Source organism: Kordiimonas lipolytica (assembly GCF_001550065.1).
Genome location: NZ_LRUB01000012.1, coordinates 123679 through 144858, shown reverse-complemented (window position 1 = coordinate 144858; position 21180 = coordinate 123679). Strand labels below are relative to the sequence as shown.

At 58.9% G+C, this 21180-nt stretch carries 17 protein-coding genes; 11 read left to right on the top strand and 6 right to left on the bottom strand.

Annotated elements, in window-relative coordinates; genetic code table 11:
- Positions 1-4 precede the first annotated feature (4 nt).
- From edd to KORM41_RS06735, 6 genes are all read left to right on the top strand, one after another.
- Positions 5-1804 carry a phosphogluconate dehydratase gene (gene edd / locus KORM41_RS06760; protein WP_068146484.1) on the top strand — a complete coding sequence of 600 codons (1800 nt, stop codon included), beginning with the start codon at positions 5-7 and terminating at the stop codon, positions 1802-1804.
- Positions 1805-1832: 28 nt separating this feature from the next.
- Complete coding sequence (locus tag KORM41_RS06755) at positions 1833-2459, top strand: bifunctional 4-hydroxy-2-oxoglutarate aldolase/2-dehydro-3-deoxy-phosphogluconate aldolase (RefSeq protein ID WP_068146481.1); 627 nt, start codon at positions 1833-1835, stop codon at positions 2457-2459.
- A gap of 137 nt (positions 2460-2596) precedes the next feature.
- Entirely contained in the window at positions 2597-3145 is a 549-nt protein-coding gene (locus KORM41_RS06750) for a hypothetical protein (protein WP_068146479.1), read from the top strand.
- A complete protein-coding gene (locus tag KORM41_RS06745) occupies positions 3145-4629 on the top strand; it encodes a sodium:solute symporter family transporter (RefSeq protein ID WP_068146478.1) in 1485 nt (494 codons plus the stop codon). The genes KORM41_RS06750 and KORM41_RS06745 overlap by 1 nt, the downstream gene beginning before the upstream one ends.
- 31 nt (positions 4630-4660) lie before the next feature.
- The gene (locus KORM41_RS06740) at positions 4661-6106 is read left to right on the top strand and encodes a cryptochrome/photolyase family protein (RefSeq protein WP_380084422.1); all 1446 of its coding nucleotides are present in this window, start codon (positions 4661-4663) and stop codon (positions 6104-6106) included.
- 84 nt (positions 6107-6190) lie between these two features.
- Positions 6191-8152, top strand: coding sequence for a DUF748 domain-containing protein (locus KORM41_RS06735; RefSeq protein ID WP_068146476.1), 1962 nt, complete (start codon positions 6191-6193; stop codon positions 8150-8152).
- A gap of 13 nt (positions 8153-8165) precedes the next feature.
- On the opposite strand, the gene KORM41_RS06730 is transcribed toward KORM41_RS06735, so the two are convergent.
- From KORM41_RS06730 to KORM41_RS06715, 4 genes are all read right to left on the bottom strand, one after another.
- Positions 8166-9047 (bottom strand): TolB-like translocation protein, encoded by an 882-nt coding sequence (locus KORM41_RS06730; protein ID WP_068146473.1) that lies wholly within the window; start codon positions 9045-9047, stop codon positions 8166-8168.
- Between the two features lie 103 nt (positions 9048-9150).
- Positions 9151-10236 (bottom strand): CaiB/BaiF CoA transferase family protein, encoded by a 1086-nt coding sequence (locus KORM41_RS06725; RefSeq protein WP_068146469.1) that lies wholly within the window; start codon positions 10234-10236, stop codon positions 9151-9153.
- Positions 10237-10263: 27 nt separating this feature from the next.
- Entirely contained in the window at positions 10264-11034 is a 771-nt protein-coding gene (locus KORM41_RS06720; RefSeq protein WP_068146466.1) for a 3-hydroxyacyl-CoA dehydrogenase, read from the bottom strand.
- Positions 11035-11111: 77 nt separating this feature from the next.
- Positions 11112-11615 (bottom strand): GNAT family N-acetyltransferase, encoded by a 504-nt coding sequence (locus KORM41_RS06715; RefSeq protein ID WP_068146462.1) that lies wholly within the window; start codon positions 11613-11615, stop codon positions 11112-11114.
- Between the two features lie 231 nt (positions 11616-11846).
- On the opposite strand from KORM41_RS06715, the gene phnD reads away from it, so the two are divergent.
- The 5 genes from phnD (at position 11847) to KORM41_RS06690 (ending at position 17980) form a co-directional block, all read left to right on the top strand.
- A complete protein-coding gene (phnD, locus tag KORM41_RS06710) occupies positions 11847-12710 on the top strand; it encodes a phosphate/phosphite/phosphonate ABC transporter substrate-binding protein (RefSeq protein WP_197421005.1) in 864 nt (287 codons plus the stop codon).
- A 158-nt stretch (positions 12711-12868) separates the two neighbouring features.
- Positions 12869-14221: a glutathione-disulfide reductase gene (gor, locus tag KORM41_RS06705; RefSeq protein WP_068146457.1), complete on the top strand. Its 1353-nt coding sequence runs from the start codon at positions 12869-12871 to the stop codon at positions 14219-14221.
- A 182-nt stretch (positions 14222-14403) separates the two neighbouring features.
- Positions 14404-16254: a 2-oxoacid:acceptor oxidoreductase subunit alpha gene (locus tag KORM41_RS06700; protein ID WP_068146456.1), complete on the top strand. Its 1851-nt coding sequence runs from the start codon at positions 14404-14406 to the stop codon at positions 16252-16254.
- A gap of 11 nt (positions 16255-16265) precedes the next feature.
- The gene (locus KORM41_RS06695) at positions 16266-17291 is read left to right on the top strand and encodes a 2-oxoacid:ferredoxin oxidoreductase subunit beta (protein ID WP_068146454.1); all 1026 of its coding nucleotides are present in this window, start codon (positions 16266-16268) and stop codon (positions 17289-17291) included.
- A gap of 71 nt (positions 17292-17362) precedes the next feature.
- Entirely contained in the window at positions 17363-17980 is a 618-nt protein-coding gene (locus tag KORM41_RS06690; protein ID WP_068146453.1) for a class I SAM-dependent methyltransferase, read from the top strand.
- Here the strand turns inward: KORM41_RS06690 and KORM41_RS06685 are convergent.
- On the bottom strand, positions 17977-18675 hold the full coding sequence (locus KORM41_RS06685) for a helix-turn-helix transcriptional regulator (RefSeq protein ID WP_082719810.1): 699 nt from the start codon (positions 18673-18675) through the stop codon (positions 17977-17979). The two genes, KORM41_RS06690 and KORM41_RS06685, sit on opposite strands and share 4 nt — an antisense overlap.
- An 85-nt stretch (positions 18676-18760) precedes the next feature.
- Positions 18761-21148: a hybrid sensor histidine kinase/response regulator gene (locus KORM41_RS06680; RefSeq protein WP_068146451.1), complete on the bottom strand. Its 2388-nt coding sequence runs from the start codon at positions 21146-21148 to the stop codon at positions 18761-18763.
- Positions 21149-21180 lie beyond the last annotated feature (32 nt).

Genomic DNA, 21180 nt, shown 5'->3' with positions numbered 1-21180 from the left:
TATCATGACCCATCCAAGGCTTCTTGAAGTCACCAACCGCATCAAGGCGCGATCAAAAGATAGTCGCGCGGCCTATGAAGCGCGCGTGAAAGCCATGCGCGATGCGGGGCCAGCGCGCCCGCACCTCAGTTGCGGCAACCTTGCGCACGCCATCGCGGCCTGCTCGGAAGCTGAAAAGCAGAAGCTGATGCAGGCCGGCATGGTCAATATCGGCATTGTCAGCGCCTATAATGATATGCTCAGCGCCCACCAGCCCTATCACCAGAAGCTGGATGAAGTGAAGGCGGCGGTGGTGGACGCGGGCGGCGTGGCCCAGATGGCGGGCGGTGTGCCAGCCATGTGCGACGGGGTAACCCAAGGCCAGCCGGGCATGGAGATGTCTCTTTTCAGCCGCGATGTGATCGCGCAGGCCACCGGCATCGCCATGAGCCACAATGTGTTCGACGGCGGCCTGCTGTTCGGCATCTGCGACAAGATCGTGCCGGGCCTTCTTATCGGCGCGCTGGCGTTTGGCCATTTGCCGTTCGTGTTTGTGCCCGCGGGGCCGATGCCGACCGGGATATCGAACAGCGAAAAAGCCAAGGTGCGGCAGCAGTTCGCCACCGGCGAGGTGGGCAAGAAGGAACTGCTGCAAAGCGAAAGCCGCGCCTACCACAGCCCAGGCACCTGCACATTCTATGGCACGGCCAATACCAACCAGATGATGCTGGAAATGATGGGCCTCCAGCTGCCGGGCAGCAGCTTTGTGAACCCATCTGACGGCCTGCGCGGCAAGTTAGACGCGGCTGCGGCGAAGCAGGTGGTGAAACTTGCTGAAGCCAAAAATGACATCGGCATGGCTGAGATGGTCACGGCGGAAGCCATCGTGAACGGCATTGTCGGCCTTCTGGCCACGGGCGGGTCCACCAACCACACGCTGCATATTGTCGCCATTGCGGCTGCGGCGGGCTACCGGGTGACATGGCAGGATTTCTCAGACCTTTCTGACGCTGTGCCGCTGCTGGCGCGCGTTTACCCGAACGGCACGGCAGATGTGAATGCCTTCCAGGATGCAGGCGGCACGCCTTTTGTCATCAAGGAACTGCTGGCGGGTGGGCTCCTCAATGAAGAGGTTCACACCATCATGGGCGAGGGCCTCAAACCGTTCACCGAGATGCCTGCGCTGGTGGAAGGTCAGGCAGTCTGGCGCCTATCCCCCGACGTGCCGGGCGATGATATGATCCTGCGGAAGATCGACAATCCGTTCCAGCCAACAGGCGGCCTGACGGTGTTCAACGGTACGCTGGGCGAAGCGGTGATGAAAACCTCTGCGGTCAAGCCGCAGCATCAGGTGATCGAAGCGCCTGCCGTGGTGTTCGAAGATCAGGATGATCTCCTGAAGGCCTACAAAGCAGGCGAGCTTGAAAAAGATTTTGTCGCGGTGATCCGCTTCCAGGGGCCGAAGGCGAACGGCATGCCGGAGCTGCATAAGCTGACGCCAAGCTTGGGCGTGCTGCAGGACAAGGGCTTCAAGGTGGCGCTGGTGACAGACGGGCGCATGTCCGGCGCATCGGGCAAGGTGCCTGCCGCCATCCACGTAACGCCCGAGGCCGCGAGCGGCGGCCCGATTGCGCGTGTGAAAGACGGCGATATCGTCCGCGTGGACGCCACAACGGGTGAATTGTTGGTGCTGGTGGACGAGGCCGAGTTCAAAGCCCGCGAGGCCTCAATTGGCCCCGTGGTGCCAGATACTTTCGGCCGCAACCTGTTTGCTGGTGTGCGCGGCATTGTCGGCCCGGCGGGGCTGGGCGGATCGTTTATTTAATTCCAGTAAGTTTTCAGGGGTCGATACCATGTCTGATGTTTTGAAAGTTCTTGAAACCTCGCCGGTCATTCCGGTGCTCGCGTTCGAAAGTGCTGAAGAAGCGGTGGATGTCTGCCGCGCGATTTTCGAAGAAGGCCTGAAGGTGCTGGAAATCACGCTCCGTCATGAGAGTGCGCTGGATGCCATCGCGGCTGTCCGCAAGGACCTGCCGACGGATGCTATCGTGGGCGCGGGCACGGTGATCACGCCAGCGTTGGCGAAGGCCGCCAAGGACGCGGGCGCTGAATTCGGTGTCAGCCCGGGTCTGACGGAAGAGCTTGCGGGTGCCGTAAAGGCGCTGGATTGGGCGTTCCTGCCCGGTATCGCCACGCTCAGTGAAGCCATGCAGGCGCGCGAGTGGGGCTTTTTGGCGCTCAAGTTTTTCCCGGCCTCCATCTCTGGCGGGCCCGGGTTCCTCAAGGCCGTGGGCAGCGTGCTGCCGGACCTGACCTTCTGCCCAACAGGTGGCATTTCCGCAAATACAGCGCCCGAGTATCGCGCGCTGAAAAACGTCGCGACAGTAGGCGGCAGCTGGATAACCCCGCGCGGGCGTGACGGCAAAATCCATCTGGACGTGGTGCGTGAACTGGCGCGTGCGGCAGCAATCACCGGATAGCGCACAGGACGCCCTTTTAGGTTCAACGAATGTTGAATGCCCTGGTTTTGGTCTCTTGACCGATCAGGTCAAAGGCCACTAGGCTCCCTCCCAAACTGGTGCGGGCTCCGCACCTGAAAGCGGAGGGGAGGCCGCCCATGAAATTCCTGAAATCGGTGGAGCCGATTCATATCGTCCTGCTGTTGCTGCTTGTGATTGCGGGCATCACCGGCTTTGTGCTGATGAGCGAGCCACCTGTGGACGCCACAGGTGTTGCGCACGCAACCATCCCGGCCATGTCCGTGGGCGGGGACGGGGCCTCCAAACTGGCCACCATTGGCAAGGCGCCCTTCTATTTCCAGATTGCGGTGATCCTTTTGGCCGGTGCGCTTCTATACATGGGCGTCGCGCCCCACAAGCGGGACAGGACCCTGCTGCTGTTTTTCGCCGGCGGCGTTGGCTTCGCGCTTTTCGTGTGGGTGATGCTGTTCACAGGCTATGAGCATTATATCCTGACGGGCGAGACCACCGTGTTCCTGGGCTTCCCAATGCCAACCAACTGGATGTTCTGGGGCATCTGGGGCAGTTTCGCCGCCTTTGACCTTTTCTATGTGATCTTCTTTCGCCGCTATTTCTTCACGCCTGATGAAGAGGCAGAGTTCGACGCGCTTGTGGAAGAGCTGAAGTCAGAGCGGGGAGACGCCTGATGGAAGAGCTTCGCCAACCAATCATCCTTGGCTGCGTGGCGGCCTATATGGGCCTTTGCATCTGGGTAGGTATCTGGGCCATGCGGCGCACCAAATCCGCCGGTGACTTTTTCGTTGCCGGGCGCGGCTTGGGGCCTGTGGTTGTCAGCCTTGCTGTCTTTTCCTCAACCCTTTCGGGCTTCGGCTTCGTGGGCGGCCCGGGCCTTGTGTATGCCACCGGCATGTCCTCCATCTGGATGGCGGTCTGTTCCGCGCTTGGCTATGCCACGGGCTTTTACCTGGTGGCCAAACGCATCCGTATGGTCGCGGAAGTTAGGGACACCATGAGCCTGCCTGATGTCGTGTTCGCTCGTTACGGAAGCGAAACAGCAAGGCTTTTGACGGCCGGGACGATCTTACTCGGCGTACTTGGCTATCTGGCGACGCAGATTCTGGCGATGGCGCTGGTGCTGCAGTCGATCCTGTCTGCGACCGAGATGTTCGCGGATATCAGCCTTTTGGCAAGTGTGGTGATCTCCTCCGCTGTGTTGATTTTCTACTGTGTCACCGGCGGCATATTGGCGTCTGTATACACGGACCTGGTGCAGGGCATTGTGATGATCCTCGCTGGCGCCCTGGTGGTGATCACGGCGGCCAGTGTGTTCGACGGCGGCTTTGCGGAAGCCACCGGCATCCTCTTGGCCAATGACGGTGAAGATGTCATGCCGTTCGGCACCTTGGGGTCCATGGCGTCGCTCAGCTGGTATTTCCTTTTTGGTCTTGGCCTTGCGGGCCAGCCGCATGTGGCCACCAAGATGATGATGAACCGGAAGCTGGCGGATAACCGGGTGATCCTGCCTATGACGGTGCTGGGCTATGTGGTGGCGGCCATGCTGTGGGTGTCGATTGGCGTGATCATGCGCGCGCTTGTGATCGGCGATATCGCGCTGCCGCTTGGCGCTGCGGATGAGGCCGCACCGGCCTTCCTGTCAACCTATGCGCATCCTCTTCTTGCGGGCATTGTGTTCGCGGGGCTGTTTGCCGCCATCATGTCAACAGCCGACGGGTTCCTGAACATTGGCGCGGCGGCGATCATCCATGATATCCCGAAGGCCATCCGGGGCCGGTCGCTCAATAATGAGCTTTTCTGGGCGCGAACGGCCACGATCATACTGTCTGTGGTTGCGGCCGCTATTGCGCTTTATTCGGATAAGCTCGTCGGCCTTCTGGGGGCGTTCGGTTGGGGCACCTTCGCGGCGGCCCTGGTGCCTGTTGTGATTATCGGCCTTAACTGGAAGGGCGCGACGGCCCGTGCGGCAATTGTGGCGATCACGTCATCGCTTGCCATCAATTTCGCGATCCAGCTTTGGCAGATACAAATCCCATACAAGATGTCCGGTGGATTCCTGGCGATGCTGACCTCCATGATCCTGTTTATCGTGGTGTCCATGATGGAAAAGCAGAAGCCGCTGCCCAAGGATATTGATCGGGTGATGGATCTCTAGCGTATAGACTTCAAAACCATGGTTTTGGAGTGTGCCCTTGAAGCCCATATTGCTGTTGATGAACGAAACGCTCAGGCTGGATGATCACATGGCGCTGGTGTCTGCTTGCGAGTCCGGCGCGCCGGTCATCCCCCTTTTCATTCTGGACGACGCGGGCGCGGGCGACTGGAAGCTGGGTGGTGCGCGGCGCTGGTGGCTTCGGGAAAGCCTCAAGCGGCTTGAAAAGAGCCTGCAAGCGAAAGGCAGCCGCCTTATCCTGCGCTCAGGAAACACCGCAGAAATGGTATCGGGCCTTCTTGGGGATGTGAGCGCGGTTTACATGACCCGGTCCTATAGTCCAATCGGTCGGCGGGTGCAGGAGGAAATCCATCAGCAGTGCACAGTGCATGATGTGGACTGTCGCCGTTTTGCAGGCAACCTGTTGCTCGAGCCTGAAGACGTGCGCACCAAAACCGGTGGCATATATGAGGTCTTTTCCCCCTTCTGGCGCCGGGCGCTGGAACTGATTGACGGGTCACCGCCCCTGGGCGCACCCGACCGTATCCCCGCGCCGGACGCCTGGCCTGAAAGTGACGACCTTGACGACCTCAAGCTGGACCCAAAGCCCGCGCACTGGGCTGAACCGATCGCGGCCACCTGGGTGCCGGGCGAAGACGCGGCCCACGATATGCTCGCGAAGTTCCTGGCGGAAGCGGCGCGTGACTATAAGGCAAAGAGAGACGTGCCGGGGGTGGAGGCCACATCGCGCCTGTCGCCCTATCTGGCGAATGGGGAGATCAGCCCGCGCCGCATCTGGGCCGAAACCCAGCTTCATGTGATGACAAATGAGCAGGACCGAACGGGCGGCGACTGGTTCCTGCGCGAACTGGGCTGGCGCGAGTTTTCCACCCATCTGCTGTTCAACAACCCCACGCTACCGGTAAGGCCGCTGAAGGCCCAGTTTGAGGACTTCCCCTGGCGCGAAGGCATGGACGACAAGGTCGAGGCATGGCAGCAGGGGCGCACTGGCTTTCCGATTGTGGACGCGGGCATGCGCCAGCTTTGGCAAACGGGCTGGATGCATAACCGGGTGCGCATGATTGTGGCGTCTTTTCTGGTCAAGGACATGCTGTGGCACTGGCGCACGGGTGAGGACTGGTTCTGGGACACGCTAGTGGACGCTGATCTGGCAAACAATGCGGCAAGCTGGCAGTGGGTGGCGGGTTGCGGCGCGGACGCTGCCCCCTATTTCCGCATCTTCAACCCCATCACGCAAGGTGAGAAGTTTGACCCGGAGGGTGATTATATCCGTACCTATGTGCCGGAGCTGTCGGACCTGCCGAATGACTATATCCACAAGCCGTTCGAAGCGCCGGCGGGTGTGCTGAAGATGGCCGGCATCAGCCTTGGCGAGACTTACCCAAAGCCGATCCTGGACCGTAAGGCTTGTCGCGAACGGGCTTTGGCCGCACTCGCGAGCATCAAAAAGGCAGCCTAAAATCTGCCGCACTTGTGGCCTTTTATTGCGCTGGGGAGTAGGCTCCCCATATATAGAAGGCAAACCATCAGCGGCAGATTTCCCATGTCCAAAAACACCCGGCGTATCCTTGTTATTCTTCTGGTCCTGACCGGGGTGTATTTCATAGCCTCGCCTTTTGTTGTGCCCTGGTACGTGCAGAAGAAGGTGCGCGTGGTTTTTGCGGAGCGCATCGACGGCACGGTGAGCTTTAGTCATATTGCCTTCAACCCCATCAGCCTGACGCTTCTTGTGCGCGACGTTAATGTGGAAGATGCGGCAGGTAAACCAGTTTTGAAAATGGACGCCGCACACCTGAATATGTCGTGGCGGACGATATGGTCTGGCCGGTTGCACCTGCAGTCGGTGACACTTGAAAATCCGTCGCTTGATATGGCGATTGATGAAGCCGGACGCACGTCCCTGGAGGCTATGATCAAGCCCGCCTCAGGCGAGGGTGGTGGTGGCGGCAATGTCCGCATCGACAAGCTGGCGACAAAAGGCCTGACGGTGGCGCTTTTGAACCATACTGGGCATGAGGTATCTGTTGGCCCGCTTGACCTGGCGCTTGACGGTTTCTCAACCGCGGAAGGGCACGCCATCGGCTTCAAGGAATTCACCTTCGCGCTTGGTGGCGGCAAGGTGACCGCGACAGGCGAGCTTGGCCGTTCGCCGCTGTCGGCGGAGCTGAAGCTGGATTTCAAAAGGGTGCCGCTGAAGGCCATCATGGGCTTTATCCCGCTTGATGACCTGACGGTAACCGGTGGCCTTGCGACCGGGCCAGCGACCCTGTCACTTGCGGATGATCTGACGCTGAAAGGTGATTTCAGTGTGGCGGATTTCGCCGCCGAGACGGAACAGAGCATTGTGCGCCGCATACAGGTGCCGTACGCGAACCTCACAGGGTTTGATTATGACCGCGCAAGCGACCAGGTGTCGCTGGAAGCCTTGAGGTTGAACGGCGGGGTGGCCGAGATCGTGCGGGCGACCGCGGCAGAGGCGCCGGAAGCAACGGGTGAAGTGGAAGCCCAAACCGGCACAGGCCTTGTCATCAATCAGGCGCTTCTAAGCGGCGGCAAACTGGTGTTCGAGGACCGGACGTTTGAGACACCGCCGGTAATCGCTATCGACGGCATTGGCGCTGTGATCTCTGATTTCAGCATGACGGACGCGCTGGAGTTTGCCTTCCAGGGTGACGGCTATTTGGGCCAGAACAGTCCGGTGCGTACGGCAGGCTATTTTGACATTCGCGACACGGTTGGCGCGACAGTATCGCTTGAGATCAACAAGCTGGATCACAGCGTGCTGCAGCCCTACCTGTACCGCACGCTTGGCCGTGCCAGCAGCGCCGGGGAGGCCTACCTGCAGTTCGATTATTATATCGAGGACAACCAGCTGGACGGCACCAACAGTTTCCTGTTCGACCGCTGGGAATGGGGCGACAAGAACCCGGATTATGAGGGCGAGAGCATTCCGCTGAAGAAAGCCTTTAACCTTCTGGAAGGCAAGGGCGGCCGGGTTGAAATGGAAATCCCGGTTGACGGCGAATATCTGGACCCGAATTTCCGAGTGGACGGCCTGGTGCGCCGGGCGACCAACAAATTTGTCGGCAACCTGATCACCACGCCTTTCCGCCTGATCGGCAAGCTGATCCCGGGCGGCAAGAAAGATGATATCGACCTCGACAAGGTGCGGTTCGAGCCTTCAAGTGCCGAACTGGCGCCGCTTGAAAAGGCGCGGCTGACAGCTCTTGCGACGGCGCTGAATGAGCGGCCGAAAATTCGTTTGCAGATCGACGGTGTGGCCGTGGAAGGGGTAGACCTTGCGCCGACAGAGCCAACGGAAGGCGAAGCGCCGGTGAACCAGCAGGGGCTGACGAAGCTTGCCAACATGCGGGCCGATGCGGTCTACCAATATCTGGTGGCCGAGGGCGTGGCCCCGAACCGTTTGGTGAAAGTGGTGCTGCCGCTCATGGAAAAGCCGGACGGCAAGAAACCCATCGTCCGGCTTGAGCTGTTGAAAGACTAGGAGGCAGGCAAGTCTATTTGGCGTGCTTCCGCCTCAGGTCTTCGATGATTCCGGCGTCTGCCCAGTAGATATCCACATTCAGGTTGGGCCATTCACCGCCGATGGTACGGTCAAACATGATGTATTTGCCGTCTGGCGTGACGCTGGCCCAGAAATCGTCTTTCTCTGAATTGACTTCCGGCCCCATGTTGATGGCAGGGCCCCAGGACCCATCTTTCTGCCGGAAGCTGATGTAAAGATCAGACTCGCCAAAGCCGCCCTCGCGCTCGCTATCCCAGATCAGGTAGCTTTCATCCGGTGCGATGAAGGGGTGGGCTGTCATCTTGCCCGAATTGAACTGGTCGCCCATCAGTTCCGGCTCCTGCCGCACGCCACCGGCGACACGCGATATGCGGATCACATCGCCGCTCTTGTAGTCATCAAACACATAGGTGCCGGCGTCTGACGCCGTCAGGCGCATGATGCCCCAATCCTTGCGGTCGAACATCGGGCCCAGGCTCTTCTTTTCAGACCAGCCTTCTGCCGTGCGTGTACGGTAGCCTTTTGCCAGATGCATGGTCTTGCCGTCGGATGTGATGAAGGGCTCGCCCGTACGCACAAATTCAGAAAATTTATGCCACTGGCCGTTCTGGTAACGGAACCCGACCACATGCGGCTTTTCATAGCCTTTGGATGTCACGAAATAAAATTCTTCCATGCCGGGCGCAAAGACGCCTTCAAGCTCCCAGCCGTCTCTGGAGATCAGGCCGGGCGCGAATACTTCCGCGACCTTACCGGGCGGTGTCTGGCCCATCAGCGGCCCTTCGATGACGGGAAAGTCCGCAGCCGTTCCAGCTGTCGTGCCGAAAGCCAGTGAAGAAGCCAGCGCCAAAAGTGGTTTAAGGATGCGTTTCATATTGTCCCCCATAGAACGCCTTGATTGATGGCTGGCATATAGGAAGCGGCACGGGCGCCTTCAATGCAGCAGCGACGAACCGTTCTTCGCTTGCGTTATAATGTTACATTCCCAGTTCTTCGAGGATCGCGTCGCGGTCGGCGTCTTTCTCAATCGGGCCATGACGCACCTCGGGGGCGGTGCGGGAAAATTTCGGCGTGGGCGCGGGTTGGCGTGTGCCGTCCACTTCAATGAAGCTTTCGCGCGCTACATTATGTGGGTGGGTGTGTGCTTCCCAGAACGGCAGAATGGGCGCGAAGCAGGCGTCAGTGCCGCCCAACAGGTCATTCCATTCATCCAGTGTTTTGGTTTTGAACAAGACCTTCAGCTCTTCCTTCAGTGCGCCCCATTCACCGGGGTTGAGGTGCTTTTGCATCCATGTCTCATCAAGGCCGGTCTTATCAATGAAAGCCTGCATGAACTGGGGCTCAATCGCGCCCAAGCTCGCATACTTGCCGTCTTTGGTCTCAAACGTGCCGTAGAAATGCGCGCCACCGTCCAGAAGGTTCACCCCGCGCATCGGTGCCCAGCGGTGGTTGGCCATCAACGTGTGGAAAATGCCCATGAGCGCCGATGAGCCTTCGACCATGCTGACATCAATGGCTTGTCCCTTGCCGGATGTGCGGGCCTCCAGGATGCCGCATACAAGCCCGAACGCCAGCATCATGCCGCCGCCGCCATAGTCGCCGACCAGATTCAGCGGCGCGCTTGGTGGCCCGTCCTTCGGGCCCATGGCGTGCAGGGCGCCGGAGAGCGAGATATAGTTGATATCGTGGCCTGCAGCGTGCGCCAGCGGCCCGGTCTGGCCCCAGCCGGTCATGCGACCATAAACGATTTTCGGGTTGGCTTTCAGCACCTCGTCGGGCCCAAGGTCGAGCTTTTCCATCACGCCGGGGCGGAAGCCCTCAAAGAGGGCATCTGCGGTGGTGCAGAGCTTGAGGAAGATCTTACGGTCTTCCTCGCTCTTCAAGTCGAGGGCGATAGAGCGTTTGCCGCGCCGGTTAATATCACCCTTCATATCAAGGGGGGAATGGCCTGGGCGGTCGATGGCGATCACCTCCGCGCCCATGTCCGCGAGCATCATACCGGCGAACGGGCCGGGCCCGATGCCAACAAGTTCCAGAATGCGTACGCCAGCTAACGGCCCCATATTTTCCCCCTTGATGGTGTCTCCCGCTTACTTCGGCGCCATCCGTGCGGCGGCGTCCATGCGGATCACTTCACCATTAAGGTAGGTGTTTTCCACGATATGACCAGCCAGTTTGGCATATTCCTGTGGTTTGCCAAGGCGCTTGGGGAAGACAACCTGTTGCGTGAGGCTTTCGACGGCAGCTTCCGGCAGGCCGTCGAACAGCGGTGTATGGATAAAGCCAGGCGCGATGGTCATCACACGCACACCCTGGCGGGCGAATTCACGTGCGGTCGGCAGGGTCATGCCAACGATGCCGCCTTTGGAAGCAGAGTATGCCGCCTGGCCGATCTGGCCCTCATAGGCCGCGACCGACGCCGTGTTGATGATCACGCCGCGTTCGCCGTCTTCACCCGGTTCGTTATGCTGCATGGCTTCTGCGGCCTGTGCCAGCACGTTGAAGCTGCCGATCAGGTTAACGGCGATCACTTTATTGAAGTGCGCCATCCCATAGCGGTTGCCTTCGCGGTCCAGCACTTTCTGCGGTGTGCCGATCCCCGCGCAGTTCACAGCGATATCAACGCTGCCGTATGTGCTTTTGGCAGTGGCAATGGCGTTCGCCACATCGTCTTCGTTTGTAACGTCCGTTTTCACATACGTAGCGGCTGCGCCTAGCTTGCCTGCGAGCTCGTTGCCCATCTCGTCATTGAGGTCAAGGATCACGGCATTCGCGCCCTTGGATACGAAATATTCCACCGTGGCGCGGCCAAGGCCGGATGCGCCGCCCGTCACGATTGCGGTTTTACCCTTAAATTCCATGAGAAATCTCCAAACCTGAAATGTTGCGGTGCAGCATAGGGCCTCGCATATGCGAAATCAAGTTTGGAGACGGCTGATTATGGGGTGGTATATTGGTTGATGCGCTTCTCGTCGCCCGGCAGTTGGATCATGCGGTCGAACACCAGCCCGAGCTTTTCAATCAGGCCGATGGATTTGGCGTTTTCCGGGTTCACGATCGCCAGGATACGCTCCATGCCCAGTGTCTCGCGGCCGAATTTCAGCACAGCGGCGGCAGACTCGAAACCGTACCCCATGCGCATATGGTCGGGCAGGAAGGTGAAGCCGATATCCGGGGCGTCCAGGCCCGGGCGGTCCACAAGGCCGCACATGCCGACAGCTTCGCCGCTATCTTTGAGTTCCACGATATAAAGGCCAAAGCCGTTGTCGCGGTAGCTCCCCATCACATTCTTCTCAATGTAAGCTTCGGCGTCCTCAATGGTCCTGAGGCCGCGGTCGCCAACAAATTCGATAAAGCCAGGGCTATTGTATATGGCAAGGGCGAAGGCTGCGTCGTCCAGGTTAGCTTCGCGCAGCCGAAGGCGTTCTGTTTCCAGAATCATGATCTTGTTTCCTGCTGTCTGTTTTTGTTTGGCCAACCCATAGCACGCAGCTGTGGTTTGGGAAAGCAGAGACATGCACGCAACGCGCAAGCCTGGGCCGGAAATCCAATGGGTGTCCTGCGCCGTAAAAAAGAAGTAAAGTGGTGACAAATGCAGGATGGATTGACAAGGTCTGGGCTATCCCTGATGGGGGAACCGACTGTCGCATGGGGTGGCAGGGTGGTTCTGCGCATGCTGGGATCTTTCCCCTTGGTTTGTCTGGCCGTGTTGGCCCTATTGCTGGCAGCATGTGACAAGCCGCCAGAAGCATCGCCTGGAACCATCCGTGTTGGCCTGCTGCCGGATGAAAAGCCCTCGAAAGTGATGGCGCGCCATAAGCCGCTTTTTAAATTCCTTGAAAAAGAAACCGGCCTGCGGTTTGAGATCACAGTGCCGAAAAGCTATGAGGCGCTTGAGGCCCTCTTTGCTGACCGTGCCATAGACATGGCTTATTTCGGTGGGCTTTCGTATGTAAACGCGCATCGTCAAAGCGGCGCCGTGCCGCTTGCAAGCCGAGATGTGGACCGGGCGTTCACCAGTGTTTTTCTTGCAGGCCCTGATACCGTGGGGACGGAGCTGAAGCATTTTGTTGGGCTCAGCTTCTCCTTCGGCAGCGAGCGGTCAACATCCGGGCATTTGATGCCGCGACATTTCCTGTTGGCGCAATTTATTGACCCGGAAAACTTTTTCAGCCGGGTGGAATATGCCGGTGCGCACGACAAGACGATCCAGAATGTGGAAGCAGGGCGTGTGGCGCTGGGTGCTGCAAACTCCCTGATTTACCGACAGATGCTGGCGGATGGCCGCCTACGTGAAGGAAAGACTCGTGTTGTTTGGGAAACGCCGCCCTATGCCGACTATGTCTGGGCGGTGCAGCGCGACATGCCCGCCGCGAGGCAGGATCAGCTTGTGGCCGCATTTCTCAGCCTTGATCCCGCCAATGAAAGCCATGCCGCTGTCCTGAGCTCTGTCAGGGCCGGGCGGTTCCTGAAGGCTGAGGTTTCCGATTTCAAGCAGCTTGAAGACGTCGCTCTGTCTCTGGAGTTGGTGGAATAACTTTCTTCCTGCTTTCTCTGGTCAATCAGGGCTGGACCTTGAGCCCGATCATATTATTGTGATGCCCCGCGTTGGCGCTTTGCCTTGGATTCTCCGAGTGGGTGCCCATATTGCCAGAACATGATTTCAGTTTGGGCCCCTTTGGGCCGGAGGCATTTATGACATTCGACTATGATCTTTTTGTAATTGGCGCAGGCTCGGGCGGTGTGCGCGCCAGCCGTATCGCGTCGGGCTTAGGTGCGCGCGTTGCTGTGGCGGAAGAGTTCCGCGTGGGCGGCACCTGCGTGATCCGTGGCTGCGTTCCCAAAAAGCTTCTGGTCTATGCTTCCCATTTCTCTGAGGATTTCGAAACAGCCAAAGGCTTTGGCTGGACGGTCGGCGACACCAGTTTTGACTGGAACACCCTGATTGCCAGGAAGGACGCTGAGATCGACAGGCTGAACGGGCTCTATATCCAGACGCTAAAGGGCGCGGGCGTGGAAATCATTGATGGGCGTGCAGTCGTCACCGGGCCGAACGAGGTTCGCGTGGGTGACAAGACCTACACTGCCAAAACCATTCTGGTGGCAGTGGGTGGTTGGCCGCAGATGCCGGATGTGCCCGGTATCGAGCACGCCATCACATCCAATGAAGCTCTTCATTTGGAAAAATTTCCTAAGCGTATCGTCATTGTGGGTGGTGGCTATATCGCTGTTGAGTTCGCGGGCATCTTTCATGGCATGGGCGCGGAGGTCACGCAGCTTTACCGCAGCGAGCAGATTCTGCGCGGTTTTGATGACGACCTGCGGAGCCGCCTCGCCGACGAGATGCGCAAAAAGGGCGTTGACCTGCGCACCAACACCAATGTCACGAACATTGAGAAAACAGACGACGGCGTGCGCCTGACGCTCACGGACGGCAGCACGCTGGATGCTGATGCTGTCATGTATGCCACGGGCCGGGTGCCCAACACCAAGGGGCTGGGACTCGACACAGCAGGCGTTGAACTGGATGCCTCAGGTGCCGTTAAAGTGGATGCTTACGGCAAGACCAATGTGGACAGCATCTATGCCGTGGGTGATGTGACCGACCGCGTTCAACTGACGCCGGTGGCCATCAAGGAGGGCCATGCCTTTGCGCTGACGCTGTACGGCAATACACCCACATCGCCGGAGCATGACGCCATTCCTTCCGCCGTTTTCAGCCAGCCACCGATTGGCACCGTGGGCATGTCTGAGGCCGAGGCGCGCGAGACTTTTGGCGAAATCGACATATATGAGTCAGACTTCCGCCCGATGAAGCATACTTTGGGCGGTGCGTCAGAACGCGCCTATACCAAATTGATCGTTGACAAAGAGAGCGACAAAGTGGTTGGTGCGCACATGATTGGCATGGATGCCGCCGAGATCATCCAGGGTGTCGGAATCGCCGTGAAGGCAGGGCTGACAAAAGCCCAGTTCGACGCCACGGTTGCGGTACATCCATCCAGTGCGGAAGAATTTGTCCTGATGCGGACGCCAAGGGCAGATTGATCAGGTTGTTTTTGAAATTATTGTAGAATGAAATTCTCACAATAGATCGATTTCACCCTGATGATAGAAAATTTACGTCGCCTTAGGGCTTGATGCGGTGTAATGGTTGCGCGCATATATATGTGAGCATTGACAGCGGGCCAAAATAAGCGAAGGTCTGCGTGACAGAGGAATTAAGTTAGATGACTTCTGACGTTCAGGTTCTGGAATCTGCGGTTGTCCGTTTCGCGGGCGACAGCGGTGACGGTATGCAGCTTACCGGCAGCCAGTTCACATCATCCACCGCGCTTTCGGGCAGCGACCTTTCCACCTTCCCGGACTTCCCGGCTGAAATCCGCGCGCCCGTTGGCACCACCTTCGGCGTGTCGGCCTTCCAGATCAACTTCGGCGCCAAGGCGATCAAGACCGTGGGCGACCGCCCGGACGTTCTGGTGGCCATGAACCCGGCAGCCCTGAAGGTGAACCTGAAGACACTTCGGCCCGGCGGCCTTTTGGTTGTCGATACTGGCACCTTCAACAAGCGGAACCTGCAGAAGGCCGGCTATGAAGATAGCCCGATCGGCTCCCACGAGCTTGATGCCTATCAGGTGATCGAGCTTGATATCTCCAAGATGACGCTTGAGGCGGTCAAGGACATCGGCCTGGGGAACAAGGAAGCGCTCAGGTGTAAGAATATGTGGACGCTGGGGCTGATGCTTTGGATGTTCAGCCGCAAGCGCGAGCCTGTGATCAGCTGGCTTGAGAAGAAATTCGCCAAGCTGCCGGACGTGGCCGCCGCCAACGTTGCAGCGCTCAATGCCGGTCACGCCTTTGGTGAGACCGCGGAGCTTTCGGCCGCCTTCAAGCGCTATCAGATTGGCACTGTGCACAGCGAGCCAGGCACCTATAAAACCGTAACCGGCAGCCAGGCGCTTAGCTGGGGCATTGCCGCGGGCGGTGAGCTTGCTGGCCTTGATATCGTTCTGGGCTCATACCCGATCACGCCTGCGTCACCTATTTTGCATGCGCTTTCCACCATGAAAGAGCAGGGCATCGTGACCTTCCAGGCGGAAGACGAGATCGCCGCCATCTGTGCTGCCATTGGCGCCTCCTATGGCGGGGCTTTGGGTGTTACCAGCTCCTCCGGCCCGGGCATTGCCCTGAAGGGTGAGGCACTTGGCCTTGCGATTTCCACGGAACTGCCGGTTGTTGTGATCAACAGCCAGCGTGGCGGCCCGTCTACCGGCCTGCCAACCAAGACAGAGCAGTCTGACCTGTATCAGGCCGTTTATGGCCGCAACGGTGACGCGCCGATGCCGGTGATCGCCACCCGCTCACCCGGCGACTGTTTCGAAGTGGCCATTGAGGCCTGCCGTCTGGCTGTCAAGTACATGACGCCTGTGATGCTGCTGACCGACGGCTTTATCGCCAACGCGGCAGAGCCATGGAAGCTGCCTGATCTGGATGCGCTGGAGCCGTTCAAGGTCGAGTTCGCCAAAGCGCCTGAAGGCGAAGAGGAATTCAGCCCGTTCGTGCGCGATGAGACGACGCTGGCGCGCCACTGGCCGAAACCGGGCACGCCGGGCACCGAGCACCGCATCGGCGGGATCGAGAAAGACTATAAGTCAGGCCATATTTCCTATGACCCGGAAAACCACCAGAAGATGACGGACCTTCGCGCCGCCAAGATCAATGGCATCGCGAACGACATTCCGCTTCAGGATGTGGACCAGGGTGAGGAAAGCGGCACGCTTGCGGTTGTGGGCTGGGGCTCGACCTATGGCCCGATTTCCGAGGCCGTGAAATGCGCGCGCGCAGAAGGCCTGAATGTCAGCCACATTCATATCCGTTACATCAGCCCGTTCCCGACCAACCTTGAAGCCCTTCTGAAGGGGTATGATAAGGTTCTGGTGCCGGAAATGAATGCGGGCCAGTTGAAGACCGTCTTGCGCGACAAGTTTCTGATCGATGCCAAGCCGTTCAATAAAGTTTCCGGTCAGCCGTTCAAAATCCAGGAAGTCCTGGATGCGATCCGCGCTGAACTGGCAGTTTAGGAGCAGGTGCCATGAACGACCTCAGCACCCCTAAAGAGAAGCTCACCATCAAGGATTTCACCAGCGACCAGGAAGTGCGCTGGTGCCCCGGCTGTGGTGACTATGCGATCCTTAAATGCATGCAGCGCACGCTGCCTGAAATGGGCGTCACGCGTGAGAACACGGTGTTTGTATCGGGCATCGGCTGCTCCAGCCGCTTCCCATACTATATGAACACATACGGCTTCCACACAATCCACGGCCGTGCGCCGGCGGTTGCGACGGGCCTCAAGCTCGCGAACCCAGACCTGGACGTGTGGGTGATCACCGGTGATGGTGACGGCCTGTCGATCGGCGGCAACCACTTGCTGCACGCACTCCGCCGTGATGTGAACCTGAACATCCTTCTGTTCAACAACAAGATTTACGGCCTGACGAAAGGGCAATATTCGCCAACGTCAGATGTGGGCACGCGCTCACCGTCCACGCCGCAGGGCTCGGTTGATCCGGCCCTTAACCCGATCAGCTTCGCGCTGGGCTCGGGCGCGCATTTTGTGGCCCGCACGGTCGATACCGCGCAGAAGCATATGCCGGGCGTGTTCACCCGCGCGCATGAATTCCGCGGTGCGTCCTTTGTTGAAATCCTGCAGAACTGTATCGTTTATAACGACAGTGCCTGGTCGGATATCACGGACAAGAAAGCCGCGCCTGATCGCCAGCTGCTGCTGGAGCACGGCGAGAAGATGATCTTCGGTGCGGAAGGCAACAAAGGCATCCGCTTCAACCTGGATACCTTCAGCCTTGAAGTGGTGGTGATTGGCGAGAACGGCATCACCGAAGATGATATCCTGACCCACGATGAGACCAACCGCCGCATGGCGCAGATGCTGGGCGAACTGGGCGCGAACCCGGGCGAGCCGGTGGCCATGGGTGTGCTTTACGCCAAACAGGCTGACCACTGCTATACTGACGCGGTGCTGGGGCAGGTGAAGGCGGCCAAGGGCAAATCGACGCTCAAGGACCTGATGTATGCGGGCCAAACCTGGGAAGTGAAATAAGCGTTTCTCCGGACCTGTGGGAACGAGATAAAAGCCTGGCCTTTTTGGCCGGGCTTTGCTTTTTGTAAGTCATGACAACACGCGAACATCATTGGCAGACTGTTTATGAAACCAAGAACCCGAATGCGGTGTCCTGGTATCAGGCTGACCCTGCCCTGTCTCTTAAGCTCATTGACGGTCTCAAGTTGCCGTCTGATGCCGCGATTGTGGATGTAGGGGCGGGGGCTTCCGTGCTCGCCGACCGTCTGCTAGACCGCGGTTTCACCGACCTGACGCTGGTTGATGTGGCGGATGCCGCACTGGCGCACACACGCGAACGCCTTGGCGCAGGGGCGGCGGATGTTCGGTTTATCACAAACGATGTGACGAAGCTTGACCTAGGGCGTGAAGTGGATCTGTGGCACGACAGGGCGGTGCTGCATTTCCTGACGGATACGGAGGAGCGCGCCCGATACAAAGCCGTGCTTGACGCCCACCTGAAGCCGGGTGGCCATGCCATCATCGCCACCTTCGCCTTGGGTGGGCCGGATAAATGCAGCGGCCTGCCGGTCAGGCAATATGATGCCACGCGCCTGATGGAGTTGCTCGGAGATGGCTATGAGCTTCTGGAGGAACACCGCGAGGAACACACCACCCCATGGGGCAGCACTCAGGCCTTCGCCTGCTTTTTGGTGCGGAAACGAAGTTAGGGCCTAAGGCCGTCGCAGTAACCAAGGCTATCGAGGTATGTTTGCAGCGACGTCTCTGGCGTATCCTCAAAATACTCGCCGGTGAAGGTGGCTTCCTTGATCCGGTCCAGCCGGAAATTGCGGAAATCACGCCTTAGTTCACACCAGCCCAGCATCATCCAGATCGGACCCATGAACACGAGAGACAGCGGCCGGATGGTGCGCTCTGTCGACCGGTCTTGTTCGTCCGAATAGTCCAGATGGATTTTTTCTTTCTTCCTGACGGCCCGGCGGATGGCGGAGAAATTGATGTTCCAGGGCACGCGCGCGCGTGAGGGTGGGGCGAACAGCGCGATGCCCTCAAACGTTTCGCGGTCGCGTTCCGAAAGCGCGTTCCTGACCTTCCTGATCAGCGTCTGGGCGGAGACGCTCATGTCATGGTCGGTCCAGCTGGAAACCATCGCGGCCCCCAGCATCAGCACCTCAAGTTCCTCCACATCGAAGGTCATGGGCGGCAGGTAATAGCTTTTGTCGAGCATATAGCCCACGCCCGCCTCGCCATTGATGGGAACGCCGGTGGTGATCAGATCCTGGATGTCGCGGTAAACCGTGCGGACAGAGATATCAAACTCGTCCGCGATGCGTTCCGCCGTCACCGCCATGCGGCGGCCCTGCAGGAAACTCACGATCTGAAAAAGTCGGTCTGCGCGCTTCATAGCAGCCACCCTATATCACCATGCTGACAAAAAGTGTCAGGATGGTTCTAGCACCCCGGTCCGGCTGGGCAAACAGGCAAAAGGTTTATTGGCTGGCGGCAGGCAGCCAGCGGGACAGGGCCTGATGCAGCGCGTCAGGTTTGAAGGGCTTGGAGACATGGTCGTTCATGCCTGCGCTGATGCAGGCTTCGATGTCTTTGGCGGCGACACTGGCTGTCAGGGCAATGATTGGCACCACTGTGCCGCCATTCTTTTCCCGGATGGTGCGGGTGACGGTTATGCCGTCCATATCCGGCATGTTGAGGTCCATGAAGATCAGGTCATAGGCATGCTTGTCAGCAAGTTTCAAGGCCTCCGTGCCGTTCGAGGCGATATCGATCTCAAGCCCTGTGGGCTCAAGCGCGCGCCGGGCCAAGAGCTGGTTGATCTCATTGTCTTCCGCCACAAGAATGCGCCGGCCCTTATAGTGCGCCTTCTCAATCGCATTCGGGGCAGCCTTTGCCTTGCTTTCTGCCTGTTCTGGCACCTTGGTGAACGGTAGGCTGAAACGGAAACAGCTTCCCTTGCCCGGCGTGCTTTCAACCGCAATGTTGCCGCCCATCAGGCCCACGAGCTGCTTGCAGATGGCAAGGCCCAGGCCGGTGCCGCCATAGCGGCGGGTGACAGTCTCATCCGCCTGGTTGAAGGCCTTGAAGAGCTTCCCCTGCTGCTCTGGCGTCATGCCGATGCCGGTATCCCTGACGTCGCAGGTCAGGGTCAGTGTGTCTGCGCGTTTGCCCCGCGCTGCAACACTGATGGTTACGCTGCCTTCTTCGGTGAATTTGACGGCATTGTTCGACAGGTTGATTAGAATCTGGCTCAGCCGTGTTGGATCACCCACCAGTTGGTCAGGCAAGGCGTCCACGCCTTCAAGGCTGAAGGTCAGGCCCTTTTCTTCCGCCTTCGGGGCGGCGATTGCCTGAACATTCCTGAATATGTCTGCGGGGCTGAAGGGGATATGCTCCAGGTCCACCTTGCCAGCTTCGATCTTCGAGAGGTCGAGAATGTCATTCAGGAGCGCCATCAGCACATTGCCGGAAATCTGGATGTTGCCGACATAGTCGCGCTGTTTGTCTGTCAGTTCGGTGGTGGCGACAAGTTCCGTCATGCCGATGATAGCATTCATGGGCGTGCGGATTTCATGGCTGATATGGGCCAGAAAATCGGATTTCGCCTGGCTCGCGGCCCGGGCTTTTTCTTCTGCCACTTTGGCTTCGTCCCGGTCTTTCCGGATTGTGCTGATCCGGTCTGCGATACCGATCGATAGCACGATTGTCTCAAGCGCCATTCCGATCGACATGCTGTATTCCACCAGCGAAGAATGCGGGATGACATCGAACCCGCGCATGACCCGAAGCGCCACACCGACAATGGGAAGCAGCCAGCCCACGGCATAGAAAATGGCGGCCCGGCTGCCCGCCATGAGCGACTTGATCAGTGTTGCCAGGATGAACAGCACGCCAAGGCCGGACATCAGGTTGAAGATCAGGTCGATGGTGTCTGTGTGCCAGCCGCGGGTGGCGGCATAGAGAATGGCGCTGGCCATGAAGGCATAGGCCAGGACGTGGGCGGACGTGCGCCAACGGTCCCCCAGGATGCCTTTTTCAATGAAGCTGACAAGGAACTGCAGCCCGGAAAATCCGATCAGCCCCAGCGTCAGGATCGTGAGGTTCATCTGCGCACTGATCCCCACGGCCCCGGGGAAGAAATGGGACATCATCCCATAGGCAGTGAAGTTATAAAGAACCACGGCAAACACGAAAATGCAGTAATGCACATGAAAATCGAACCGCAACACCGCCGCCAGGGTGATGTTGTAGAACAGCATAGCCATCAGGATGCCGATGATCAGCCCCGCCAGAAGCCGCCCGTCAGTTTCCGACATTGCCCAGTCCTGGGCGGCCACGAAATTGATCTGCCGGAAAGTTCTGATCGACGCAGTATTTTCAAGCCCAACCAGAACGTGGCTCACAGGCGCGGTGCGCGCAGGCGCGTCAAAACGCAGGAAATTGCCGACAGACCAATAGTCGTCAAAGCCCGGGTCTGCGACGTCATAGCTGATCATGTGCCCGTCGCCATAGTGGATCTGGACAATGGCCCTGTCTGTCCACTCGCGGAACAGCAGGAGGGCATAGTCAGTGCCCGCTTCCGGGGTCACGCTGGCTACATCAAGCGACAACCACACAACGTCTTCGCCCGGCATGGGCGCGCTGTCACATTGTGCTTCAGGCAACCTTGGCAGCATGCTGTCGAAACTGGGCTGGGTGTCAGTGCGGAAATGACAGGCTGTTGGCAGGAGGTTGGGCCCATTCGGTGGTTCTGCGGCACTTGCTGCGGAAGCCGTCACCATAAGGCACGCAAGCACGACCAGGGCAAAAAGCCGCCAAAGCCCGTTGCCTGCCACAAGCGTGATCGCCTGCTGTGATTGCCTCATCGATGCCCCCGATATTGCCTGCCTGTAATGTG

Excerpts from the sequence above, each read along its gene's own strand:
- edd (WP_068146484.1), top strand. The coding sequence starts at position 5 with ATGACCCATCCAAGGCTTCTTGAAGTCACCAACCGCATCAAGGCGCGA.
- KORM41_RS06755 (WP_068146481.1), top strand. The coding sequence starts at position 1,833 with ATGTCTGATGTTTTGAAAGTTCTTGAAACCTCGCCGGTCATTCCGGTG.
- KORM41_RS06750 (WP_068146479.1), top strand. The coding sequence starts at position 2,597 with ATGAAATTCCTGAAATCGGTGGAGCCGATTCATATCGTCCTGCTGTTG.
- KORM41_RS06745 (WP_068146478.1), top strand. The coding sequence starts at position 3,145 with ATGGAAGAGCTTCGCCAACCAATCATCCTTGGCTGCGTGGCGGCCTAT.
- KORM41_RS06735 (WP_068146476.1), top strand. The coding sequence starts at position 6,191 with ATGTCCAAAAACACCCGGCGTATCCTTGTTATTCTTCTGGTCCTGACC.
- KORM41_RS06730 (WP_068146473.1), bottom strand. The coding sequence starts at position 9,047 with ATGAAACGCATCCTTAAACCACTTTTGGCGCTGGCTTCTTCACTGGCT.
- KORM41_RS06725 (WP_068146469.1), bottom strand. The coding sequence starts at position 10,236 with ATGGGGCCGTTAGCTGGCGTACGCATTCTGGAACTTGTTGGCATCGGG.
- KORM41_RS06720 (WP_068146466.1), bottom strand. The coding sequence starts at position 11,034 with ATGGAATTTAAGGGTAAAACCGCAATCGTGACGGGCGGCGCATCCGGC.
- KORM41_RS06715 (WP_068146462.1), bottom strand. The coding sequence starts at position 11,615 with ATGATTCTGGAAACAGAACGCCTTCGGCTGCGCGAAGCTAACCTGGAC.
- phnD (WP_197421005.1), top strand. The coding sequence starts at position 11,847 with ATGCTGGGATCTTTCCCCTTGGTTTGTCTGGCCGTGTTGGCCCTATTG.
- gor (WP_068146457.1), top strand. The coding sequence starts at position 12,869 with ATGACATTCGACTATGATCTTTTTGTAATTGGCGCAGGCTCGGGCGGT.
- KORM41_RS06700 (WP_068146456.1), top strand. The coding sequence starts at position 14,404 with ATGACTTCTGACGTTCAGGTTCTGGAATCTGCGGTTGTCCGTTTCGCG.
- KORM41_RS06695 (WP_068146454.1), top strand. The coding sequence starts at position 16,266 with ATGAACGACCTCAGCACCCCTAAAGAGAAGCTCACCATCAAGGATTTC.
- KORM41_RS06690 (WP_068146453.1), top strand. The coding sequence starts at position 17,363 with ATGACAACACGCGAACATCATTGGCAGACTGTTTATGAAACCAAGAAC.
- KORM41_RS06685 (WP_082719810.1), bottom strand. The coding sequence starts at position 18,675 with ATGAAGCGCGCAGACCGACTTTTTCAGATCGTGAGTTTCCTGCAGGGC.
- KORM41_RS06680 (WP_068146451.1), bottom strand. The coding sequence starts at position 21,148 with ATGAGGCAATCACAGCAGGCGATCACGCTTGTGGCAGGCAACGGGCTT.